Source organism: Streptomyces sp. BL1 (assembly GCF_057628045.1).
In genome coordinates this window covers 2,924,012-2,941,746 of sequence record NZ_JBXYWZ010000002.1, presented here as the reverse complement: position 1 = coordinate 2,941,746, position 17,735 = coordinate 2,924,012, and the positions used below count along the sequence as shown (strand labels likewise).

The window sequence follows — 17,735 nt, the reverse complement described above, 5'->3', positions numbered from 1 at the left end:
CGCCGCGCGGAATTCAGCCTTCCGTGTCATCCGCTGTCGGCTGGGTGTGGGAGTCGGTGCGTCCGCTGGTGCCGGCCGGCGCGGTGCGCGCCGGTGTACGGGGCGGGGTGCGTTCCGGGGTGCGCGGGGTGCGGTCGGCCTCGGCCTCGCTCTCGCGGCGCTTGCGGGCCCGGTAGGCGGCGACGTTGGCGCGGGTCGCGCAGCGGTCCGAGCAGTAGCGGCGGGACCGGTTCGTCGAAGTGTCCAGATAGGCGTTCCGGCAGGAGTCGGCCTGGCAGATGCCGAGCCGCTGCACGCCCAGGTCGGTCAGGTGAAAGGCCAGCCCCATACAGGCCGTTGCGGCGTAGCCGGCGGTGGCGTTGGCCGGGTGCTCGGCCAGGTGCATGTGCCAGCGCGGCCGGCCCTCGTCGTCCTGGAGCTCGTGCCCGGAGATCTGCGGACTCGTCGGATACTCCATCAGCAGCGAGTTGAGCAGGTCCACGGCGCGGGTCTCGTCGCCCTCGGACGCGGCGGTGAAGACGGCGCGCAGCCGGGTGCGGACGGCGCGCAGCCTGGCCACGTCCGCGTCGGTCGCGCGGCGCGCCATCTGGCTGCCCGCGCCGGAGAGTTCGCGCACCGCGTCGACGGTTGTGAGGGAGTCCTCGCCGCGCTCGGGCTGCTCGGTGTTCACAAGGCGGACCGCCATGTCCGAGTAATAGCTGAGTTCCACTTGTAGTCCTTACGGGGGCGGTCTAGGGTCGGCACTGTCTCGTAATGACTGGCTGAGCCTAGAGGGTATTACGTCTCGGGCGGCTCCGACCTGGAGGTGGGGATCGTGGCGATCTGGCAGACCTGGCAGGACAGTTGGGACCGGCAGCAGGAGTGGTACCTCCCCGACCGGGAGGAGCGCTTCCGCGTGATGCTCGACATGGTGGAGGCGCTGACCGGGACGGCGCCCCGCGTGCTGGACCTGGCCTGTGGCACGGGCAGTATCTCCGACCGGCTGCTGCGCCGGTTCCCCGAGGCGACGGTCGTCGGCGTCGACCTGGACCCCGCGCTGCTGACCATCGCACGCGGGCACTTCGAGGGGGAGGGGCGTGCGGAGTTCGTGACCGCGGATCTGACTGACCCGGGGTGGACGCGGAAGCTGCCCGGCGGCCGCTTCGACGCGGTGCTCACCGCGACGGCGCTGCACTGGATGCGGACCGGCCGGTTGCGGGAGCTGTACGGGCGGCTCTCCGGAGTGCTGCGGGAGGGCGGGGTGTTCCTGAACGCCGACCACATGCCGGAGTCCGGCACCCCGCGCATCGACGCGGCGGTGCACGCCTTCGACGTCGCGCGCCGCGAGCGGGCGCGCGGCACCGGCGGCCAGGACTGGGCCGCCTGGTGGCAGGAGCTGGCCTCCGACCCGGAGCTCTCGGACGTCGTACGGGAGCGGTACGGGATCTTCGGCGATCCGGCACGGGGCGACCACTCCGACGGTGAGGTGCAGTCCGTGGGGTGGCACGCGGCGGCGCTGCGCGAGGCGGGCTTCGCGGAGGCACGCGGGGTGTGGGCCTCGCCCAGCGACGCGATGGTGTTGGGCCTGCGGTAGCGCTGCGCTGCCGCTGCGCTGGGCGGCCACACGCGAAGAAGGGCGGTACAGGCCGAGTTGGCCCGTACCGCCCTCGCCCGTTTCCGGGCCGCGACGCGCTCAGACCGCCGACCGGTCGCGGCGTGGTTGCTCGCCGCTGCGGCGGAGAAGGGGGGCGGGGCGGGTGAGGGAGAGGGCGGAGTAGGGCGAGTCAACCGGGGCGCCTGTCGCGGGGCGTCGTGCGTGCGCACCGCCGGCCGGGCGCGCTGTGGTCCCTCGCCGTTGCGGCGGAGAAGGGGGCGGGGCCGGAACACAGCGAGGGCGGGAGGGGTGGCCCCTCCCGCCCTCGTTCTGACTTCGCTGTCGCTCGGCGCGTAGCCGTCAGCGGCGGGCGATGCCTTCTGCGCGGGCCGCGGCCGCTACGGCCGACGTGACCGCGGGGGCGACCCGCTCGTCGAACGGCGAGGGGATCACCTTGTCCGCGGTCAGCTCGTCCGCGACCACGGCGGCCAGCGCCTCCGCGGCGGCGAGCTTCATGCCCTCGGTGATGTCGGTCGCCCGCACCTGCAGCGCGCCCGCGAAGATGCCGGGGAACGCGAGCACGTTGTTGATCTGGTTCGGGTAGTCGCTGCGCCCGGTGGCGACCACCGAGGCGTACTTCTTCGCGACATCCGGGTGGATCTCCGGGTTCGGGTTCGCCATGGCGAAGATGAAGGAGTCCTTCGCCATGGTGGCCACGGCCTCCTCCGGCACCGTGCCGCCGCTGACGCCGATGAAGACGTCGGCGCCGTCCAGCGCGGTCTCCAGCGAGCCGGTCAGGCCCGCCTTGTTGGTGAAGCCCGCGGTCTCCCGCTTGATCTCCGTGAGGTCGTCGCGGTCGGCGGAGACGACGCCCTTGCGGTCACAGACCGCGACGTCCCCGATACCGGCTTCCACCAGGATCTTCGCGATGGCCACGCCCGCCGCGCCCGCGCCCGAGATCACCGCGCGCAGCTCGCCGAGCGAACGTCCGCTCAGCTTGGCCGCGTTGCGCAGCGCCGCGAGCGTGACGATGGCCGTACCGTGCTGGTCGTCGTGGAAGACCGGGATGTCGAGCCGCTGCTTCAGCTTCTGCTCGATCTCGAAGCACCGCGGTGCCGCGATGTCCTCCAGGTTGACGCCGCCGAAGGACGGCGCGAGCCGCGCGACGGTCTCCACGATGTCGTCGGCGTCCCGGCAGTCCAGCGCGATCGGCACGGCGTCCACGCCGCCGAACTGCTTGAACAGAATGGCCTTGCCCTCCATCACGGGGAGGGAGGCCTCCGGGCCGATGTCGCCCAGCCCGAGCACCGCGCTGCCGTCGGTGACGACCGCGACGACCTGTGACTTCCAGGTGTAGTCGGCGACCAGCTCGGGCTTCTCCGCGATGGCGCTGCACACCTTGGCGACGCCCGGTGTGTACGCGAGGGACAGGTCGTCCGCGTCCTTGACGGGCACTGTCGCCTGCACGGCCATCTTGCCGCCCCGGTGCAGTGCGAAGGCCGGATCGAATGCGTCCTCGCCCAGCCCGTCCTTCGAATTGACGATCTCCGCTGCCACTTTGTCTGACCCCTTTGTCGAATCTTGTGAGGGTGACCGCTCCCTGGTTGAGAACGGGCGGGCACCGCGTCCGCTGCCGGGCCGGCGGATGGCCGCCGCTCCGGGGGAGGTACGGACGCCGGGCGCGCCGCACACGCGCCCAGGTCCCCGGGTGAGGGGTGTAATCGACCTTTCTACAGGACGAGACCGGTCCGGGACGACCCCACTTTCGGCTTCTGAGCAGCACACAGGCTGCTCGGGAGCAGCGCACGGGCGGTGCGGGGTGACGAACTTCTCAGCGGGATCCGCCGTCCCGAAGGCCGCTGTGCGGTATCCGAACTCGCCGTCCGTTACCCGATTTTGACATCACGGCCCCCCTGGGCGTGTCCGGTCCGGTGGCAAGATGCCTCCACCCATACGCGGTCGCGACACCCGAAGGTGTGTGCACGACCGGTCTTTTGACTGCCTCATCGCAGGAGGATCCAGAAATGACCGCAAGCACCACCCGCCGGACGGCCCGCGTACGCCCGGGGCTCGCTGCCGCCGGCGCCCTCGCGGCCGCCGCGGCACTGCTGCTGGCCGGCTGCGGCGACCAGACCGACTCGGCGAGCGGTGGCGGTGATGCGAAGTCGGTGGACAAGAAGGCCCCGCTGTACGGCAAGCTCCCGGCCGACATCAAGGACAAGGGCGTCATCAAGGCCGGTACGGACGCGGCGTTCAAGCCCATGGAGTACAAGGACGGCGCGAAGATAGCCGGCTTCGACCCGGATCTCGCCAAGGCGCTCGGCAAGGAGCTGGGGGTGCCCGTCCAGTTCTCCAACGGCACCTTCGACGGCCTGATCACGTCGATGCAGAGCAAGCGCTACGACATCGTGATGTCCTCCGTCTCGGACACCAAGGACCGCCGCGAGGGGCTCGACGAGAAGGGCAAGAAGATCGGCGAAGGCATCGACTTCGTCGACTACTTCAACGCCGGCTTCTCCGTCCTCGTGCAGCGCGCCAACCCCGAGAAGGTCAAGAGCGTCGAGGACCTGTGCGGCAAGAAGGTCGCCGTACAGCAGGGCACCGTCTCGCACGACATCGTCAAGGCGCAGGCCGCGAAGTGCGTGAAGGACGGCAAGGGCAAGATCGCACTGGAGCCCTTCGAGAGCGACGACGAGGTGCGGGTGCGGCTGAAGGGCGGCGGCGTGGCCGCCAGCGTCGCCGACTACCCGGTCGCCGCGCACGCCGCGAAGAGCGGCAAGGACTTCAAGGTCGTCGGTGAGCAGCTGGAGTCCGGTCCGTACGGCATCGCCGTCGACAAGGACAGCGCGCAGCTGCGGGACGCGCTCAAGTCCGCGATGGACGCGGTCATCGAGAACGGCGAGTACGAGAAGCTGCTGAAGAAGTGGGGCCTCGAGGCGGGTGCCGTCAAGAAGGCCCAGATCAACGGTGGTTCCTGACCATGGCGGCACCCACTGACAAGGCGCCGGCGGACAGCGGGCCGCCGGCGCCGCCGCCTGCCGACATCCGGGCGATCCCCGTACGGCACTACGGCCGCTGGGTGGCGGCCGCCGTCGTCCTCGTGCTGCTCGGGCTGCTGGCCTCCGCCATCGCCAACGCGAACGTGGAGTTCCAGGTCATCCCCGGGCTGCTGAAGGACGGCACCATCCTCACGGGGCTCGGGCGCACCGTACTGATCTCCGTGCTGTCGATGGCCGTGGGCCTGGTGCTCGGCGTCGTGCTGGCGGTCATGCGGATGTCGAAGAACCCGGTGACCTCCTCGGTCGCCTGGGGCTACATCTGGTTCTTCCGCGGCACCCCGGTGTACGTCCAGCTGATCCTCTGGTTCAACCTGGCGCTGCTCTTCCCGTATCTGAACATCCCGGGCATCTACCGGGACGAGATGAGCGACGTGATGACCCCGTTCATGGCGGCCCTGCTGGGGCTCGGCCTGAACGAGGCCGCGTACATGGCGGAGATCTGCCGTGCCGGCATCCAGTCCGTCGACGAGGGGCAGACGGAGGCCGCGCACGCGCTCGGGCTCAAGCAGAGCCAGAACATGCGGCGGATCGTGCTCCCGCAGGCCATGCGGGTCATCGTCCCGCCGACCGGCAACGAGTACATCAACCTGCTGAAGACGTCGTCCCTGTGCGCCGTTGTGCAGTACGACGAACTGCTGCGCACCGCGCGGAGCATCGGCAACACCTCCGGCGCGGTGATGGAGCTGCTGTTCGTCGCCACGCTCTGGTATCTGGTGCTCACCAGCGTGTTCAGCGTCGGCCAGTTCTACCTGGAGCGGCGGTACGCGCGGGGCGCCCTGCGCGAACTGCCGCCCACACCGTGGCAGAAGCTCACGGCGAACCTGCGGATGCTGCGGCGTCCCTCCGTACCGGGGAAGGGGACGGACGCGTGACCGCGATGGTGAAGGCCGAGTCCGTGCACAAGTCCTTCGGGGCCGCGCACGTGCTGAAGGGCGTCGACCTGGAGGTCGCCCCGCGCGAGGTGCTGTGCGTCATCGGCCCCTCGGGCTCCGGCAAGTCGACGTTCCTGCGCTGCGTGAACCACCTGGAGAAGATCAACTCCGGGCGGCTGTACGTCGACGGGCAGCTGATCGGCTACCGGGAGCACGGCGACCGGCTGTACGAGCTGCGCGAGCGCGAAGTGGCCGCGCAGCGGCGGGAGATCGGCATGGTCTTCCAGCGGTTCAACCTCTTCGCGCACATGACCGCGCTGGAGAACGTGATGGAGGCGCCGGTCCAGGTCAAGCGGGTCCCGAAGGCGGCAGCCCGGGAGCGGGCCGGCCAACTGCTGGACCGGGTGGGCCTGTCCGACAAGGCGGACAGCTACCCCGCGCAGCTCTCCGGCGGCCAGCAGCAGCGCGTGGCCATCGCCCGGGCGCTGGCCATGGAGCCCAAGCTGATGCTGTTCGACGAGCCCACCTCGGCGCTCGACCCGGAACTGGTCGGCGAGGTGCTGGACGTGATGCGGGGGCTCGCCGAGGACGGCATGACGATGATCGTCGTCACGCACGAGATGGGCTTCGCGCGGGAGGCCGGCGACAAGCTGGTCTTCATGGACGACGGCGCGGTCGTCGAGTCCGGGAGCCCGCGGGATGTGTTGGGGGATCCGCGGCAGGAGCGGACTCGGGCGTTTCTGTCCAAGGTGCTTTAGGCGCTTTCGCGGGGCCGCGGGTGTGTTTCGTGTGCCCCGCGGTCTTGTTCGGGCGGCTGCGGGTCCGCCGTGCGTTTGCGCAGTTCCCCGCGCCCCTTTTCGCGCAGTTCCCCGCGCCCCTTATCACCCGCGCCCCTGTCTGGGCGGCTGCGGTTCCGCTGGGGTTTGCGCCGTTCCCCGCGCCCCTTAGCCGAGCCCTTGGCGTGTGAGGTACGGCGCGGGGGTGGGGGCTGGTACTCCCTTGCGTGCCGGACTAGCGTCTGGATCATGTTTGCTGCCTACGCCGCGCGTATCGACAAGAACCAGCCGCTCGACGGACTGGAGTTGGGCGACCGGCCGGATCCGGCCGTCCCGGAGAACTGGACGACGGTCGACGTCAGGGCCGCCTCCCTCAACCACCACGACCTCTGGTCGCTGAAGGGCGTCGGGCTCGGCGAGGAGTCGCTGCCCATGATCCTCGGCTGTGACGCGGCGGGGGTGGACGCCGACGGCAACGAGGTCGTGCTGCACTCCGTCATCGGGCAGACCGGGCACGGCGTCGGGCCGGGCGAGAAGCGGTCGATCCTCACCGAGAAGTACCAGGGCACCTTCGCGGAGCGGGTCGCCGTGCCGCGCTGGAACGTGCTGCCGAAGCCGAAGGAGCTGTCCTTCGAGGAGGCCGCCTGTCTGCCGACGGCGTGGCTGACCGCGTACCGGATGCTGTTCACCAACGCCGGTGTACGGCCCGGCGACAGCGTGCTCGTCCAGGGCGCGGGCGGCGGCGTCGCCACCGCGGCGATCGTGCTCGGCGCCGCTGCCGGCCTGCGCGTGTTCGCGACCAGCCGGGACGAGGCCAAGCGGAAGCGGGCCGAGGAACTGGGCGCCGAGGCGGCTTTGGAGTCCGGTGCGCGGCTGCCGCAGAAGGTGGACGCCGTCCTGGAGACCGTGGGCGCCGCGACCTGGTCGCACTCCCTGAAGTCCCTGAAGCCGGGCGGCACCGTCGTCATCTCCGGCGCCACCAGCGGGCCGAACCCGCCGGCCGCCGAGCTCAACCGGGTCTTCTTCCTGGAGCTGAAGGTCGTCGGCTCCACGATGGGCTCCAAGGAGGAGCTGGCCGGGCTGCTGAGCTTCTGCGCGGCGAAGGGCGTACGCCCCGTCATCGACTCGACGCTGCCGCTCGACCGGGCCCGCGAGGGCTTCGAGAAGATGGCGGGCGGCGATCTGTTCGGCAAGGTCGTCCTGACGGTCTGAGACCGCGGAACGGGCTGTCCCCGCCGGGCTGTTCAGGCGGGCGGCGCGTACCGCGCGGTGAGCACGGCGAACGGCTCGATGCCGGCCTCCGCGCGGTACTCGTCGACGCGTGCCGGGTCCTCGCAGGGCCAGGGGACCGGCGCGCCGTCCCGCACCCCGGCGATCTGGGTCGCGTAGACCTGTTCCCTGCCCTCGTTGATCCGGGCCCTGTCCAGCAGGAAGGCCAGCTGGTCCGCGGGGGCCTCGCCCTGCCGCACCGCCTCCTCCAGGAGGTACAAAGCCTGCCGCTGGACGTCCAGTTGGGTGTCGGCGTGCTGGGCGAGCAGCCACGCGGCCCGGGCCGCCTCCTCGCCCACGCGGGCCGCGACCGGCCATCCGTACTGCCCGAGGAGTTCGCGCAGACGGTCACCGTGCAGCGTGGTCAGCCTGCGCCAGGACAACTGGTCGTCGAAATCGGGACTGTTCGCCAGGTGCGCCGCCGCCTGGTCCTCCTCCGCCATCCGGCACAGTTCCTCCGCGAGCTCGACATCCTCCAGTCCGCTGTCGTCCAGTTCGGTGTGGTCCGGTTCGATGGCGTCCATGTCCGTCACCGTAACGGCGCTCCGCGCACGCCCAGAACGTCGGCCGCCTCACGGACCGCCGTCTCCACGACCTCCGCACAACTCGGCAGGCCGGAGACCGTACCGCCGATCAGTCCGGCCACCTGTCCGGACGCCATCACGCCCGCGTCCGTGCGCCCCTCCACCATCGCGGCCCGCAGCAGCATGGGCGTGTTCGCCGCCAGCAGGGTCTGGCCGAGCGTGAGATGCCGGCCGTGCCGCAGCGCGCGGCCGTCGCGCAGCATCTGCCGCCACGACATCCCGGTCAGCCTGCGGAAGGCCGCCGCGTGCCGGACGGCGCGCAGCAGGGCCGCCGCCCGGCCCGCGGACTCCAGATCGTCCACCACGGCGCTGCGCAGCATGCGGTGCGGCAGGCCGTCCACTTTCGCGGTCACCGTGATGTCGGTGACGGCGGCGGCCAGATAGCGCTCCTTGACCGCGTCCGGTACCGGGGAGTCGCTGGTGAGCAGGAAGCGGGTGCCCATCGCCGCGCCCGCCGCGCCGTAGCAGAGCGCCGCGGCGAGGCCCCGGCCGTCGTAGAAGCCGCCCGCGCCGATGACGGGAATCCGTACGGCGTCGACGACTTGGGGCAGCAGTACGGTCGTCGCCACCTTGCCGGTGTGCCCGCCGCCCTCGCCGCCCTGCACCAGGACGGCGTCCGCGCCCCACTCCTCGACCTTGCGCGCGTGCCGTACGGCGCCGACCGACGGGATGACGACCACACCGGCGTCCTTGAGGCGCGCGATGAGCCCGGGGGAGGGCGCGAGGGCGAACGAGGCGACCCGTACGCCCTCGTCGATCAGCAGCCGGACACGGTCCTCCGCGTCGCCCGCGTCGGCCCGCAGATTGACGCCGAACGGCGCACCGTCCGTACGGGCGCGCACCTCCCGTACGGCGTCGCGCAGTTCGGGCAGCGTCATGGTGGCCGAGGCGAGGATGCCGAGGGCTCCCGCGTTCGCCGTGGCCGACACCAGGCGCGGGCCCGCCACCCAGCCCATGCCGGTCTGCACGAGGGGGTGCCGCACCCCCGTCAGCTCGGTGAGCGGGGTGGGCAGCAGGGGTGCGGCTGTCACGACCGGACCTCCCGCGCGCGGGTGCCCGCCGGGTCCAGCTCCTCGCGGATCAGCCGCAGTTCGGCCGCCGTCGGGGTACGGGTCTCCGGCACGCCGTCCCCGCTGTCCGTGCCGCCCGGGCCGTCCAAGGGGAAGCCGGTCGCCTCCCGCACCTCGTCGGCGGACACACCGGGGTGCACGCTGACCAGACGCAGCCGGCCGTCCGGTGTGCCGAAGTCCAGTACGGCGAGATCGGTGACCACGCGCCGCAGTGCGTGGAAGCGGGTCGCCGAGGGGCCGGCCTGTGCCGCCCTGTCGTTGCCGACGCCGCTCACCACGTCGGCCTTCTCCACGAAGACGCGCGGCGAGTGCCGCGGAACCCAGTACGACACGGGGTTGTTGAGGGTGTTGCTGGGCGCCCCGCGGGAGCCGAGCAACTGGCGGGCGGGCCGCTCCCAGTCGCCGATGCAGGAGATGTTCTGGTTGCCGTACCGGTCGAGCTGGCTCGCGCCCATCATCACGTGCCGCCTGCCGTTGGCGGTGAGGGCGAGGTGCTTCCCGTACGGCAGCCAGCCCTCCGTCCTGCCGTGCTCGTCGACGAGCAGCGCCTCACCGTCCGTCAGCAGCAGGTCCGGCGCGAACGTACGGCGTGCCAGCAGCGCCCCGACACGCGGGATCGCGCCCATCGGCGCGGCCAGGATCTCCCCGTCGCCGCGCCAGGCCTCGGCGCAGGCGACGACGCAGTGTTCGGCGCGGGTGGCGCCCCCGGCGGTTCCGGACTCCGTCATGACGTGCCCTCCTCGCTCAGATAGCGCGCCGCGAAGTCCCGCCAGGCGTCCGGGTCCTTGGCGGCCCGTACGTACTCCTCCTGCAGCGCCTCGTCCCGCCCGTAGTCGGGGGCGCAGCTGGTGAAGTGCGCGCCGCGCGGCGCGTGCACCACGCCGGCGACGTGCTGTCGCTGGATCAGCAGGGACTGCGGCGGGCCCTCGAAGCCGTCCACGAGCTCCTCGCAGGAGAGGTACGCGGCGTCCGCCGCCTGCGCGTACAGGTCGTCGAAGTACGGGTCGGGGCCGAGGTACTGGCCGTTGCCGCGCCGGTCCGCGCGGTTGACGTGCAGCAGTGCGGCGTCGAGCCGCAGCGGGGGCGCGGCGAGGAGCTCCTCGCCGTCCTCGTACGGCGAAGTGACCGTCCGCAGGCGGGGGTTGTTCCGCATCAGGTCGTCGCCCAGGCCTGCCCGTACGGGCAGGAAGGGCAGCCGGTGCGCGGCAGCCGTCAGCCCCGACTGGAACATCGCCTCGTCCCACTCCTCGAAGTCGAGGGTGCCCGCCTCGCGCGCGGACCGGAAGTGCGGTTCGAGCGCGATGGAGTCGAGCGTGACGAACGGGGCGACCAGCTTGCGGATCCGTCCTGCGGCGGCGAGCAGTCCGACGTCCGGGCCGCCGCAGCTGACGACGGTCAGATCCGTGACGGACGTGTCCCGGATCAACGCCCGTACGAGCGCCATCGGTTTGCGGCGCGAGCCCCAGCCGCCGATGCCGACGGTCATGCCGGATGCGAGCCGGGCGGCGGCCTGACCGGCCGTCAGGGTCTTGTCGGCGGGTGGACTTCCGTGCGGGGGCTGCCGGTTGTCAGAGTTCTGCCGGTCGTCTGGAGGCTGCCGGTCGTCAGGGTTCTGCCGGTCGGGCGGGTTCTGCCGGTCGGTCGGTGTCATGAGGCCTCCTGCGTCATGGCTGCTTCCGGTCACCGGAGACGAAGGCGTCGCGGTGCCGGTCGCCGAGGCCCGCGAGGGAGGCCTCGTAGGTGAATCCCTGCTCGTAGCGGTAGCTGCGGCGTACGTCGACGGGGTCGATGCCGTTCAGCGCCTCCTTGGCGAGGCGCAGCAGCCCGCCGTCCTTGGCGGCGATCTCCCGGCCCAGCTCCAGTGCCGTCTCCAGGAGCCGCGACGCGTCCGGTGCGAGCGCCCAGACCGCGCCGTACCGCTCCAGCTGCCGCGCGGTCACCGTGCGGCCCGTGTAGGACAGGGCGCGCAGCAGCGGGGGCGGCACGAGGCGGGCGAGGTGGGTGGCGGCGCCGAGCGCGCCGCGGTCGAGTTCGGGCAGGCCGAACGTGGCGTCCTCGGTGGCGACCACGGCGTCCGCGTTGCCGGCGAGGCCGATGCCGCCGCCGAGACAGTGCCCGTGCACGGCGGCGATGACCGGCACTTCGCACTCGTACACGGCGGCGAACGCCTCGAAGCAGCCGCGGTTGGCGCCGAGCAGTCCGGAGTGGCCCTCGGCGGCCTGGATCTCCTTGATGTCGACGCCCGCGTTGAAGCCCCGGCCTGCCGCGTTGAGCACGACCGCGCGGACGTCCGGATCGCGGCCTGCCGCGCGCAGCGCGTCGGCGAGGGCGTACCAGCCCCGCACAGGAAGGGCGTTGACGGGTGGGAAGTCGACGGTGACGACGGCGACGCCGTCGGCCCCTTCGACCGGGTGCGCGGTGGAGACAGACATGGCTGGATCCCGTACCTTTCCACCTAACGTTTGTTTGGTGGACGATAGCAGCGGCCAACCGCTCACGGAACAGGGAGAGTTGATGCCCTCATGACTGTCGCGGTCGTCACCGGCGGAACGCGCGGAGTGGGCGCGGGGATCGCCCGGGCCTTCCTGCGGACCGGCGCCGCCGTCGTGGTCTGCGCCCGCCGGGAACCGGAGGAACCGGTCGCCGCCGACGGGCGGACCGCCCGGTTCCTGCCCCTCGACGTACGGGACCCGGACGCGGCGGAGGACCTGTGCGCGCGGGTCGCCCGCGAGCACGGCAGCCTCGACGTACTGGTCAACAACGCGGGCGGCGCGCCCTTCCGGCCCGCCGCCGAGGGGGAGGCGAGACGGCACGCGCGGGTCGTCGAACTGAACCTGCTCGCCCCGCTGTTCCTCTCCCGCGCCGCGCACGCCGTCATGCGGGAACAGCCCGGTGGGGGCTCCATCGTGATGATCGGGAGCGTCAGCGGCACCCGCCCGTCACCGGGCACGGCGGCGTACGGCGCCGCCAAGGCGGGCCTGGAAAGCCTCGCCGGTTCGCTCGCCGTGGAGTGGGCGGACGACGGGGTGCGGGTCAACACCGTGGTGCTCGGCATGGTGCGTACGGAGCAGTCGCATCTGCACTACGGCGACGCGGACGGTGTCGCCGCGGTTGGCCGTACGGTGCCGCTCGGCCGGCTCGCCGAGCCCGAAGAGGCGGGCGAGGCCTGCGTGTTCCTCGCCTCGCCGGACCGGGCCGGCTACATCACGGGCGCGTCGCTCGCCGTGCACGGGGGCGGGGAGCGCCCCGCGTTCCTGGCGGCGGCGCGCACGGGCGGGCCCGGCTGAGCGCGGGCGCGCGCTCCCGTACCCCGCGCGCTCCCGCACATCGACCGCTCCCGTACTCCGACCGCTCCTGTAAGGACCGCGCACCTTCTGAACGCCCCGTACAGCCGCACAGACCCGCACAGATGCACAGACCCGTACAGCCGAGGAGGCACTCATGCCGGAAACGCCCCTTGCGAAGGGCCGCGTCGTCATCGTCACCGGAGCCGGCCGCGGCCTCGGCCGCGCGCACGCGCTGGCGTTCGCCCGCTCGGGCGCGCGCGTCGTCGTCAACGACCTGGGCGTCGCGCTCAACGGGTCGGCGGGGGAGGGACGTTCACCCGCCGAGCAGGTCGCGGAGGAGATCCGCGGCAGGGGCGGCGAGGCCGTAGCCTCCACCGACGACGTCGCCTCGGCCGCCGGTGCGGAGAACCTCGTCCGTACGGCCCTCGACCGGTTCGGCGCCCTGGACACCCTCGTCAACAACGCGGGCTTCCTGCGCGACCGGATGCTGGTCAATCTGGACGAGGACGACTGGGACGCCGTCATCCGGGTGCACATGAAAGGGCACTTCCTGCCGATGCGGCACGCGGCCGCGCACTGGCGCGCGGAGGCGAAGGCGGGCCGCGTACCGGAGGCCCGGGTCGTCAACACCAGTTCGGGCGCCGGGCTGCTGGGCAGCGTCGGCCAGGGCAACTACACGGCGGCGAAGGCCGGGATCGCCGCGCTCACGCTCGTCGCCTCCGCGGAGTTCGCCCGCTACGGCGTCCAGGTCAACGCGATCGCCCCGGCCGCCCGTACGCGCATGACCGAGGACACCTTCGCCGAGGACATGGCGGCACCTGAAGCGGGTTTCGACGCGATGGCCCCGGAGAACGTGTCGCCCCTCGTCGTCTACCTCGGCTCTCCCGCCTCCCACGGGGTGACGGGCCGCGTCTTCGAGACGGAGGCGGGCCGGGTCACGCTGATGGACGGCTGGCGCCGCGCGGCCCACGCCGACAAGGGCGCGTCACGCTGGACCCCCGCGGAACTCGACACGGCCGTACGCGACTTGCTCGCCGAGGCCCCCGACCCGGAGCCGGTGTACGGGGCGCGGTGACGGTCTGCGGGGCGCGGTGACGGCGTGAGGGGCGCTGCGACGGGTCCCGGTGACAGCCACCGGGACCCGCCCCTCGTTCAGAGCCGCTCGACGATGGTGACGTTCGCCTGGCCGCCGCCCTCGCACATGGTCTGGAGGCCGAACCGGCCGCCCGTACGCTCCAGTTCGTGCACAAGGGTCGTCATCAGACGGGTGCCCGTCGCGCCCAGCGGGTGCCCCAGGGCGATCGCGCCGCCGTTGACGTTGACCTTGTCCGGGTCACAGCCGGTCTCGCGCAGCCAGGCGAGGACGACGGGCGCGAACGCCTCGTTGATCTCGACGAGGTCGATGTCGTCGAGAGTCATCCCGGTCTTCTTCAGGGCGTGTTCGGTGGCCGGGACGGTCGCGGACAGCATCCGGATCGGGTCCTCCCCGCGGACGGAGAGGTGGTGCACGCGGGCGCGCGGCGTGAGGCCGTGCGCGCGGACCGCCGCGCCGGAGGCGAGCAGCATCGCCGAGGCCGCGTCGGAGATCTGCGAGGACACCGCGGCGGTCAGCCGGCCGCCCGGCACGAGCGGTTCGAGGGCCGCCATCTTCCCGGCGCTGGTGCCGCGCCGCGGCCCCTCGTCGGCGGCCAGCTCCCCGTACGGCGCGGTCTCCCGTGCGAACCGGCCCTCGTCGGCGGCCAGCAGCGCCCGCTGGTGCGAGCGCAGCGCCCACTGCTCCATCTCCTCGCGGCCGATGTCCCACTGCCGCGCGATGAGTTCGGCCCCGTGGAACTGGTCGACCGGCGCGTCCCCGTAGCGCGCCCGCCAGCCCGCCGACCCGGCGAACGGTCCGTCGGTGAGGCCCAGTGGCGCCGCGGCGTCGACGGTGGCGTACGCGATGGGCACCTGCGACATGTTCTGCACGCCGCCCGCGACGACCAGGTCGGCGGTGCCCGACAGCACGGCCTGCGCGGCGAAGTGCACGGCCTGCTGGGAAGAGCCGCACTGCCGGTCGACAGTCACGCCGGGCACGGACTCCGGAAGTCCCGCCGCCAGCCAGCACGTCCGGGCGATGTCGCCGGCCTGCGGGCCGACCGCGTCCAGACAGCCGAAGACGACGTCCTCCACCGCCTCCGGGTCCACACCGGACCGTCCGACGAGTGCCGTGAGGATGTGCGCGCCCAGGTCGGCGGGGTGCACGGCGGACAGTGCCCCGCCGCGCTTGCCGACCGGTGTGCGGACCGCCTCGACGATGTAGGCCTCGTTGCGCGTGCCGGCCGCCATGACCGCTCCCTCCGGTGGGTCCTCTAGGGGGCGGTGCTCCGGGCCGCCGGTCCGGCGATCCCGTCGAGCACCATCGAGCTGTACTGCTGCGCTATCTCGTCCGCGGTCTTCCGCCCGCCCGGCCGGTACCAGACGGCGGCGACCCACACGGTGTCCCGTACGAACCGGTACGCCACGGGTACGTCGAGCTCCGCGCGGAAGCTGCCGTCCGCCACACCGCGCTCCAGCGTGCCGGTCCACAGCTGCTCGAACCGCCGCTGGGACTCGGTGAGATAGCCGAACCGGGGCAGCGCGGAAAGGTGCCGCGCCTCCTTCTGGTACAGGGCGACGGCCGGACGGTGCCGGTCCATCCGGGAGAACGACACGGCGACCAGGCCCTCGAAGGTGGCGCGGGGCGATAGGCCGGCCGCCTCGACGCCCTCGTAGCCGTCCCACAGGTCGTCCAGGAACGAGCGCAGGACCTCGTCCGCCATCGATTCCTTGGAGTCGAAGTGGTAGTACAGGCTCCCCGCGAGCATCCCGGCACGGTCCGCGATGGTGCGTACGGTGGTCGCGCTGTAGCCCTGGTCGGCGAATATCTCGGCTGCCGTGGCGAGCAGTTCTGCACGGCGGCCGGGGGGAGTCTTCTTGGCTGGCATGGCCCCATTGTCCGCCGCGGTGTCCGTCCCGCTGTCCGCCGCCCCGCGCGCAGCCGCCACGGTCCGTCACGCCCGCCGGCTGCTGACCGGCACTGTCTCGCCGGTCATGTACGAGGAGTAGTCACCGGCGAGGAACACGATGACGTTCGCGATCTCCCACGGCTCCGCGTACCGCCCGAACGCCTCGCCGGCGGTGAGCTCTTCGAGCAGTTCGGGCGTGGTGACCTTGACCAGGTTCGGGTGCATGGCGAGGCTGGGCGAGACCGCGTTGACCCGCACCCCGAAGTCCGCGGCCTCCACGGCCGCGCAGCGGGTCAGCGCCATCACGCCGGCCTTCGCCGCGGCGTAGTGCGCCTGCCCGCGCTGGGCCCGCCAGCCCACGACGGAGGCGTTGTTGACGATGACACCGCGCGCGGGGCCGGACTGTTCGCGCATCACCCGCATCCCCGCGCGCGTGCACCGGAACGTGCCGTTGAGCGTCACGTCCAGGACCCGGCCCCACTGTTCGTCGGTCATCTCCGTGACCTCCGAAGTGCCGCCCAGGCCCGCGTTGTTGACGAGAACGTCCAGCCGCCCGTACCGCTCCGCGCACAGCGCGAGCAGCGCCTGTACGTCGTCCTCGCGGGTCACGTCGCAGCACAGTGCGGCCACCCGGTCCGCGCCGAACTCCGCGGCGAGGGCCTCCCGCGTCTCGCCGAGCCGCCGCTCGTGCGTGTCGCCGATGACGCAGCCCGCCGCGCCCTCCTCCAGGATCCGGCGGGCCGTGGCGCCGCCGATGCCGCTGCCCGCCGCCGCGGTGACGACGGCGGTGCGCCCTGCGAGCAGGTCGTGCGGCGGTACGTAGCCGGGGGCGGGGAAGACCACGGTCGGCTCCTCTCGACGCCTGTGTCTCGACGAGCGTGTCTCGACGGGGAGTTGACCGTCACAGTAATCTACCAAACACTTGTTAGGGAACAGGTCGTGCGCAGACTCGTGCCCCACCCCGGGCGCGGAAGGCGGTGCCGCAGCATGGAGTTGACCTTCAGCGAGACCGAGCGGGAGTTCCGCGCGGAGGCCCGCGCGTGGCTCGCCGGACACGTCCCCCGTACGCCGCTGCCCTCGCTGGAGACCGCCGAGGGCTTCGCGGCGCACCGTGAGTGGGAGCGCGAACTGCACGCCGGCGGCTGGTCCGTGGTCACGTGGCCGCGCGAGTACGGGGGCCGGGGCGCGACGCTCACCGAGTGGCTGCTCTTCGAGGAGGAGTACTACGCGGCGGGCGCGCCGGGACGGGTCGGCCAGAACGGCATCAGCCTGCTCGCCCCCACCCTCTTCGCCCACGGCACACCGGAACAGCTCGCCCGCGTCCTGCCGCCCATGGCGCGCGGCGACGTGGTGTGGGCACAGGCGTGGTCCGAACCGGAGGCCGGGTCCGACCTGGCCGCGCTCCGCTCCACGGCCGAACGGACCACCGGCGGCTGGCTGTTGAGGGGGCAGAAGACCTGGTCCTCGCGGGCCGCCTTCGCCGACCGGGCCTTCGGACTGTTCCGCAGCGATCCGGAGGCCGAACGGCACCGCGGGCTGACCTACTTCATGTTCGCGCTGGACGCGCCGGGCGTCACCGTGCGGCCCATCGGCAGGCTGGACGGCAAACCGGCCTTCGCCGAGCTCTTCCTGGACGGGGTGTTCGTCCCGGACGAGGACGTGATCGGCGAACCCGGCGGCGGCTGGCGCGCCGCCATGTCGACGGCCGGCAACGAGCGCGGTCTGACGCTGCGTTCACCGGGCCGCTTCATGGCGGCCGCCGACCGGCTGCGCGGCCTGTACGCGCGGGACGGCGGCGGCGACACTGCGCTGGGGGAGCGCGTCGCCGACGCGTGGATCCGGGCCCGTGCGTACCAGCTGGCGGGATATGCGACGGTGTCGGATCCGGAACCGGCGGACGCCTCCCGAGCGTCGATGAACAAAATCTTCTGGTCGGAGCTCGACATCGATCTGCACGAGACCGCACTCGACCTGCTCGGACCACAGGCCGAACTGACCGACGCACAGTCCGACTTGTGCCGAGCACAGTCCGACGTGGACGACGCACAGTCCGACGCGGGCGACGAACAGTCCGACATGACCGACGCACAGTCCGACCTGACCGAACGGGAGAACGGCGAGGGCGGGCCGGACGTGCGGGACGGCTGGCTGGAAGGCTGGATCTTCGCGCTCGCCGGCCCGGTCTACGCCGGCACGAACGAGATCCAGCGCGACATCATCGCCGAGCGTCTGCTCGGACTGCCGAAGGGGCGGTGACGACC

General features: G+C 72.3%; 18 protein-coding genes. 8 read left to right on the top strand and 10 right to left on the bottom strand.

Going from position 1 to position 17,735, the window contains the following annotated elements; genetic code table 11:
• Positions 1-13: 13 nt before the first annotated feature.
• Entirely contained in the window at positions 14-709 is a 696-nt protein-coding gene (locus tag AC3AGO_RS12870) for a CGNR zinc finger domain-containing protein (protein WP_487820314.1), read from the bottom strand.
• A 105-nt stretch (positions 710-814) separates the two neighbouring features.
• On the opposite strand from AC3AGO_RS12870, the gene AC3AGO_RS12865 reads away from it, so the two are divergent.
• On the top strand, positions 815-1,573 hold the full coding sequence (locus tag AC3AGO_RS12865) for a class I SAM-dependent methyltransferase (protein WP_487820313.1): 759 nt from the start codon (positions 815-817) through the stop codon (positions 1,571-1,573).
• Positions 1,574-1,933: 360 nt separating this feature from the next.
• On the opposite strand, the gene AC3AGO_RS12860 is transcribed toward AC3AGO_RS12865, so the two are convergent.
• Positions 1,934-3,130 carry an NAD(P)-dependent malic enzyme gene (locus AC3AGO_RS12860; RefSeq protein WP_487820312.1) on the bottom strand — a complete coding sequence of 399 codons (1,197 nt, stop codon included), beginning with the start codon at positions 3,128-3,130 and terminating at the stop codon, positions 1,934-1,936.
• A 467-nt stretch (positions 3,131-3,597) separates the two neighbouring features.
• Between AC3AGO_RS12860 and AC3AGO_RS12855 the strand changes: the two genes are divergently transcribed.
• The 4 genes from AC3AGO_RS12855 (at position 3,598) to AC3AGO_RS12840 (ending at position 7,492) form a co-directional block, all read left to right on the top strand.
• Positions 3,598-4,551: an ABC transporter substrate-binding protein gene (locus AC3AGO_RS12855; protein ID WP_487820311.1), complete on the top strand. Its 954-nt coding sequence runs from the start codon at positions 3,598-3,600 to the stop codon at positions 4,549-4,551.
• A 2-nt stretch (positions 4,552-4,553) separates the two neighbouring features.
• Positions 4,554-5,504 carry an amino acid ABC transporter permease gene (locus AC3AGO_RS12850; RefSeq protein ID WP_487820310.1) on the top strand — a complete coding sequence of 317 codons (951 nt, stop codon included), beginning with the start codon at positions 4,554-4,556 and terminating at the stop codon, positions 5,502-5,504.
• A 5-nt stretch (positions 5,505-5,509) separates the two neighbouring features.
• Positions 5,510-6,262 carry an amino acid ABC transporter ATP-binding protein gene (locus AC3AGO_RS12845; RefSeq protein ID WP_487824636.1) on the top strand — a complete coding sequence of 251 codons (753 nt, stop codon included), beginning with the start codon at positions 5,510-5,512 and terminating at the stop codon, positions 6,260-6,262.
• Positions 6,263-6,529: 267 nt separating this feature from the next.
• Positions 6,530-7,492, top strand: coding sequence for a zinc-binding dehydrogenase (locus AC3AGO_RS12840; RefSeq protein ID WP_487820309.1), 963 nt, complete (start codon positions 6,530-6,532; stop codon positions 7,490-7,492).
• Positions 7,493-7,524: 32 nt separating this feature from the next.
• Here AC3AGO_RS12840 and AC3AGO_RS12835 read toward each other — a convergent pair whose 3' ends face one another.
• The 5 genes from AC3AGO_RS12835 to AC3AGO_RS12815 are packed head-to-tail and all read right to left on the bottom strand — an operon-like array spanning position 7,525 to position 11,635.
• A complete protein-coding gene (locus AC3AGO_RS12835; RefSeq protein WP_487820308.1) occupies positions 7,525-8,073 on the bottom strand; it encodes a DUF6624 domain-containing protein in 549 nt (182 codons plus the stop codon).
• Between the two features lie 5 nt (positions 8,074-8,078).
• Positions 8,079-9,146, bottom strand: a complete 1,068-nt coding sequence (locus AC3AGO_RS12830; protein ID WP_487824635.1) for an NAD(P)H-dependent flavin oxidoreductase — start codon at positions 9,144-9,146, stop codon at positions 8,079-8,081.
• Between the two features lie 14 nt (positions 9,147-9,160).
• Positions 9,161-9,931 (bottom strand): CoA-transferase subunit beta, encoded by a 771-nt coding sequence (locus tag AC3AGO_RS12825; protein ID WP_487820307.1) that lies wholly within the window; start codon positions 9,929-9,931, stop codon positions 9,161-9,163.
• The gene (locus AC3AGO_RS12820; protein WP_487820306.1) at positions 9,928-10,854 is read right to left on the bottom strand and encodes a CoA transferase subunit A; all 927 of its coding nucleotides are present in this window, start codon (positions 10,852-10,854) and stop codon (positions 9,928-9,930) included. Before AC3AGO_RS12820 ends, AC3AGO_RS12825 begins: the two co-directional genes overlap by 4 nt.
• A gap of 13 nt (positions 10,855-10,867) precedes the next feature.
• Positions 10,868-11,635, bottom strand: coding sequence for an enoyl-CoA hydratase family protein (locus AC3AGO_RS12815; protein WP_487820305.1), 768 nt, complete (start codon positions 11,633-11,635; stop codon positions 10,868-10,870).
• A 90-nt stretch (positions 11,636-11,725) separates the two neighbouring features.
• On the opposite strand from AC3AGO_RS12815, the gene AC3AGO_RS12810 reads away from it, so the two are divergent.
• Positions 11,726-12,490, top strand: a complete 765-nt coding sequence (locus AC3AGO_RS12810) for an SDR family oxidoreductase (protein ID WP_487820304.1) — start codon at positions 11,726-11,728, stop codon at positions 12,488-12,490.
• A gap of 154 nt (positions 12,491-12,644) precedes the next feature.
• A complete protein-coding gene (locus AC3AGO_RS12805) occupies positions 12,645-13,565 on the top strand; it encodes an SDR family oxidoreductase (protein WP_487820303.1) in 921 nt (306 codons plus the stop codon).
• A gap of 77 nt (positions 13,566-13,642) precedes the next feature.
• Here the strand turns inward: AC3AGO_RS12805 and AC3AGO_RS12800 are convergent, their stop codons facing one another.
• From AC3AGO_RS12800 to AC3AGO_RS12790, 3 genes are all read right to left on the bottom strand, one after another.
• On the bottom strand, positions 13,643-14,815 hold the full coding sequence (locus tag AC3AGO_RS12800; RefSeq protein ID WP_487820302.1) for an acetyl-CoA C-acetyltransferase: 1,173 nt from the start codon (positions 14,813-14,815) through the stop codon (positions 13,643-13,645).
• 23 nt (positions 14,816-14,838) lie between these two features.
• On the bottom strand, positions 14,839-15,453 hold the full coding sequence (locus AC3AGO_RS12795; RefSeq protein WP_487820301.1) for a TetR/AcrR family transcriptional regulator: 615 nt from the start codon (positions 15,451-15,453) through the stop codon (positions 14,839-14,841).
• 66 nt (positions 15,454-15,519) lie between these two features.
• Complete coding sequence (locus AC3AGO_RS12790; RefSeq protein WP_487820300.1) at positions 15,520-16,317, bottom strand: SDR family oxidoreductase; 798 nt, start codon at positions 16,315-16,317, stop codon at positions 15,520-15,522.
• Between the two features lie 144 nt (positions 16,318-16,461).
• Between AC3AGO_RS12790 and AC3AGO_RS12785 the strand changes: the two genes are divergently transcribed.
• Positions 16,462-17,730: an acyl-CoA dehydrogenase family protein gene (locus tag AC3AGO_RS12785; protein WP_487820299.1), complete on the top strand. Its 1,269-nt coding sequence runs from the start codon at positions 16,462-16,464 to the stop codon at positions 17,728-17,730.
• Positions 17,731-17,735 lie beyond the last annotated feature (5 nt).

Bases quoted from the DNA above. Each gene is read 5' to 3' on its own strand.
- AC3AGO_RS12840 (WP_487820309.1), top strand. From the start codon at position 6,530: ATGTTTGCTGCCTACGCCGCGCGTATCGACAAGAACCAGCCGCTCGAC.
- AC3AGO_RS12825 (WP_487820307.1), bottom strand. From the start codon at position 9,931: ATGACGGAGTCCGGAACCGCCGGGGGCGCCACCCGCGCCGAACACTGC.
- AC3AGO_RS12795 (WP_487820301.1), bottom strand. From the start codon at position 15,453: ATGCCAGCCAAGAAGACTCCCCCCGGCCGCCGTGCAGAACTGCTCGCC.
- AC3AGO_RS12810 (WP_487820304.1), top strand. From the start codon at position 11,726: ATGACTGTCGCGGTCGTCACCGGCGGAACGCGCGGAGTGGGCGCGGGG.
- AC3AGO_RS12785 (WP_487820299.1), top strand. From the start codon at position 16,462: ATGGAGTTGACCTTCAGCGAGACCGAGCGGGAGTTCCGCGCGGAGGCC.
- AC3AGO_RS12820 (WP_487820306.1), bottom strand. From the start codon at position 10,854: ATGACACCGACCGACCGGCAGAACCCGCCCGACCGGCAGAACCCTGAC.
- AC3AGO_RS12805 (WP_487820303.1), top strand. From the start codon at position 12,645: ATGCCGGAAACGCCCCTTGCGAAGGGCCGCGTCGTCATCGTCACCGGA.
- AC3AGO_RS12850 (WP_487820310.1), top strand. From the start codon at position 4,554: ATGGCGGCACCCACTGACAAGGCGCCGGCGGACAGCGGGCCGCCGGCG.
- AC3AGO_RS12835 (WP_487820308.1), bottom strand. From the start codon at position 8,073: ATGGACGCCATCGAACCGGACCACACCGAACTGGACGACAGCGGACTG.
- AC3AGO_RS12845 (WP_487824636.1), top strand. From the start codon at position 5,510: ATGGTGAAGGCCGAGTCCGTGCACAAGTCCTTCGGGGCCGCGCACGTG.
- AC3AGO_RS12815 (WP_487820305.1), bottom strand. From the start codon at position 11,635: ATGTCTGTCTCCACCGCGCACCCGGTCGAAGGGGCCGACGGCGTCGCC.
- AC3AGO_RS12855 (WP_487820311.1), top strand. From the start codon at position 3,598: ATGACCGCAAGCACCACCCGCCGGACGGCCCGCGTACGCCCGGGGCTC.
- AC3AGO_RS12800 (WP_487820302.1), bottom strand. From the start codon at position 14,815: ATGGCGGCCGGCACGCGCAACGAGGCCTACATCGTCGAGGCGGTCCGC.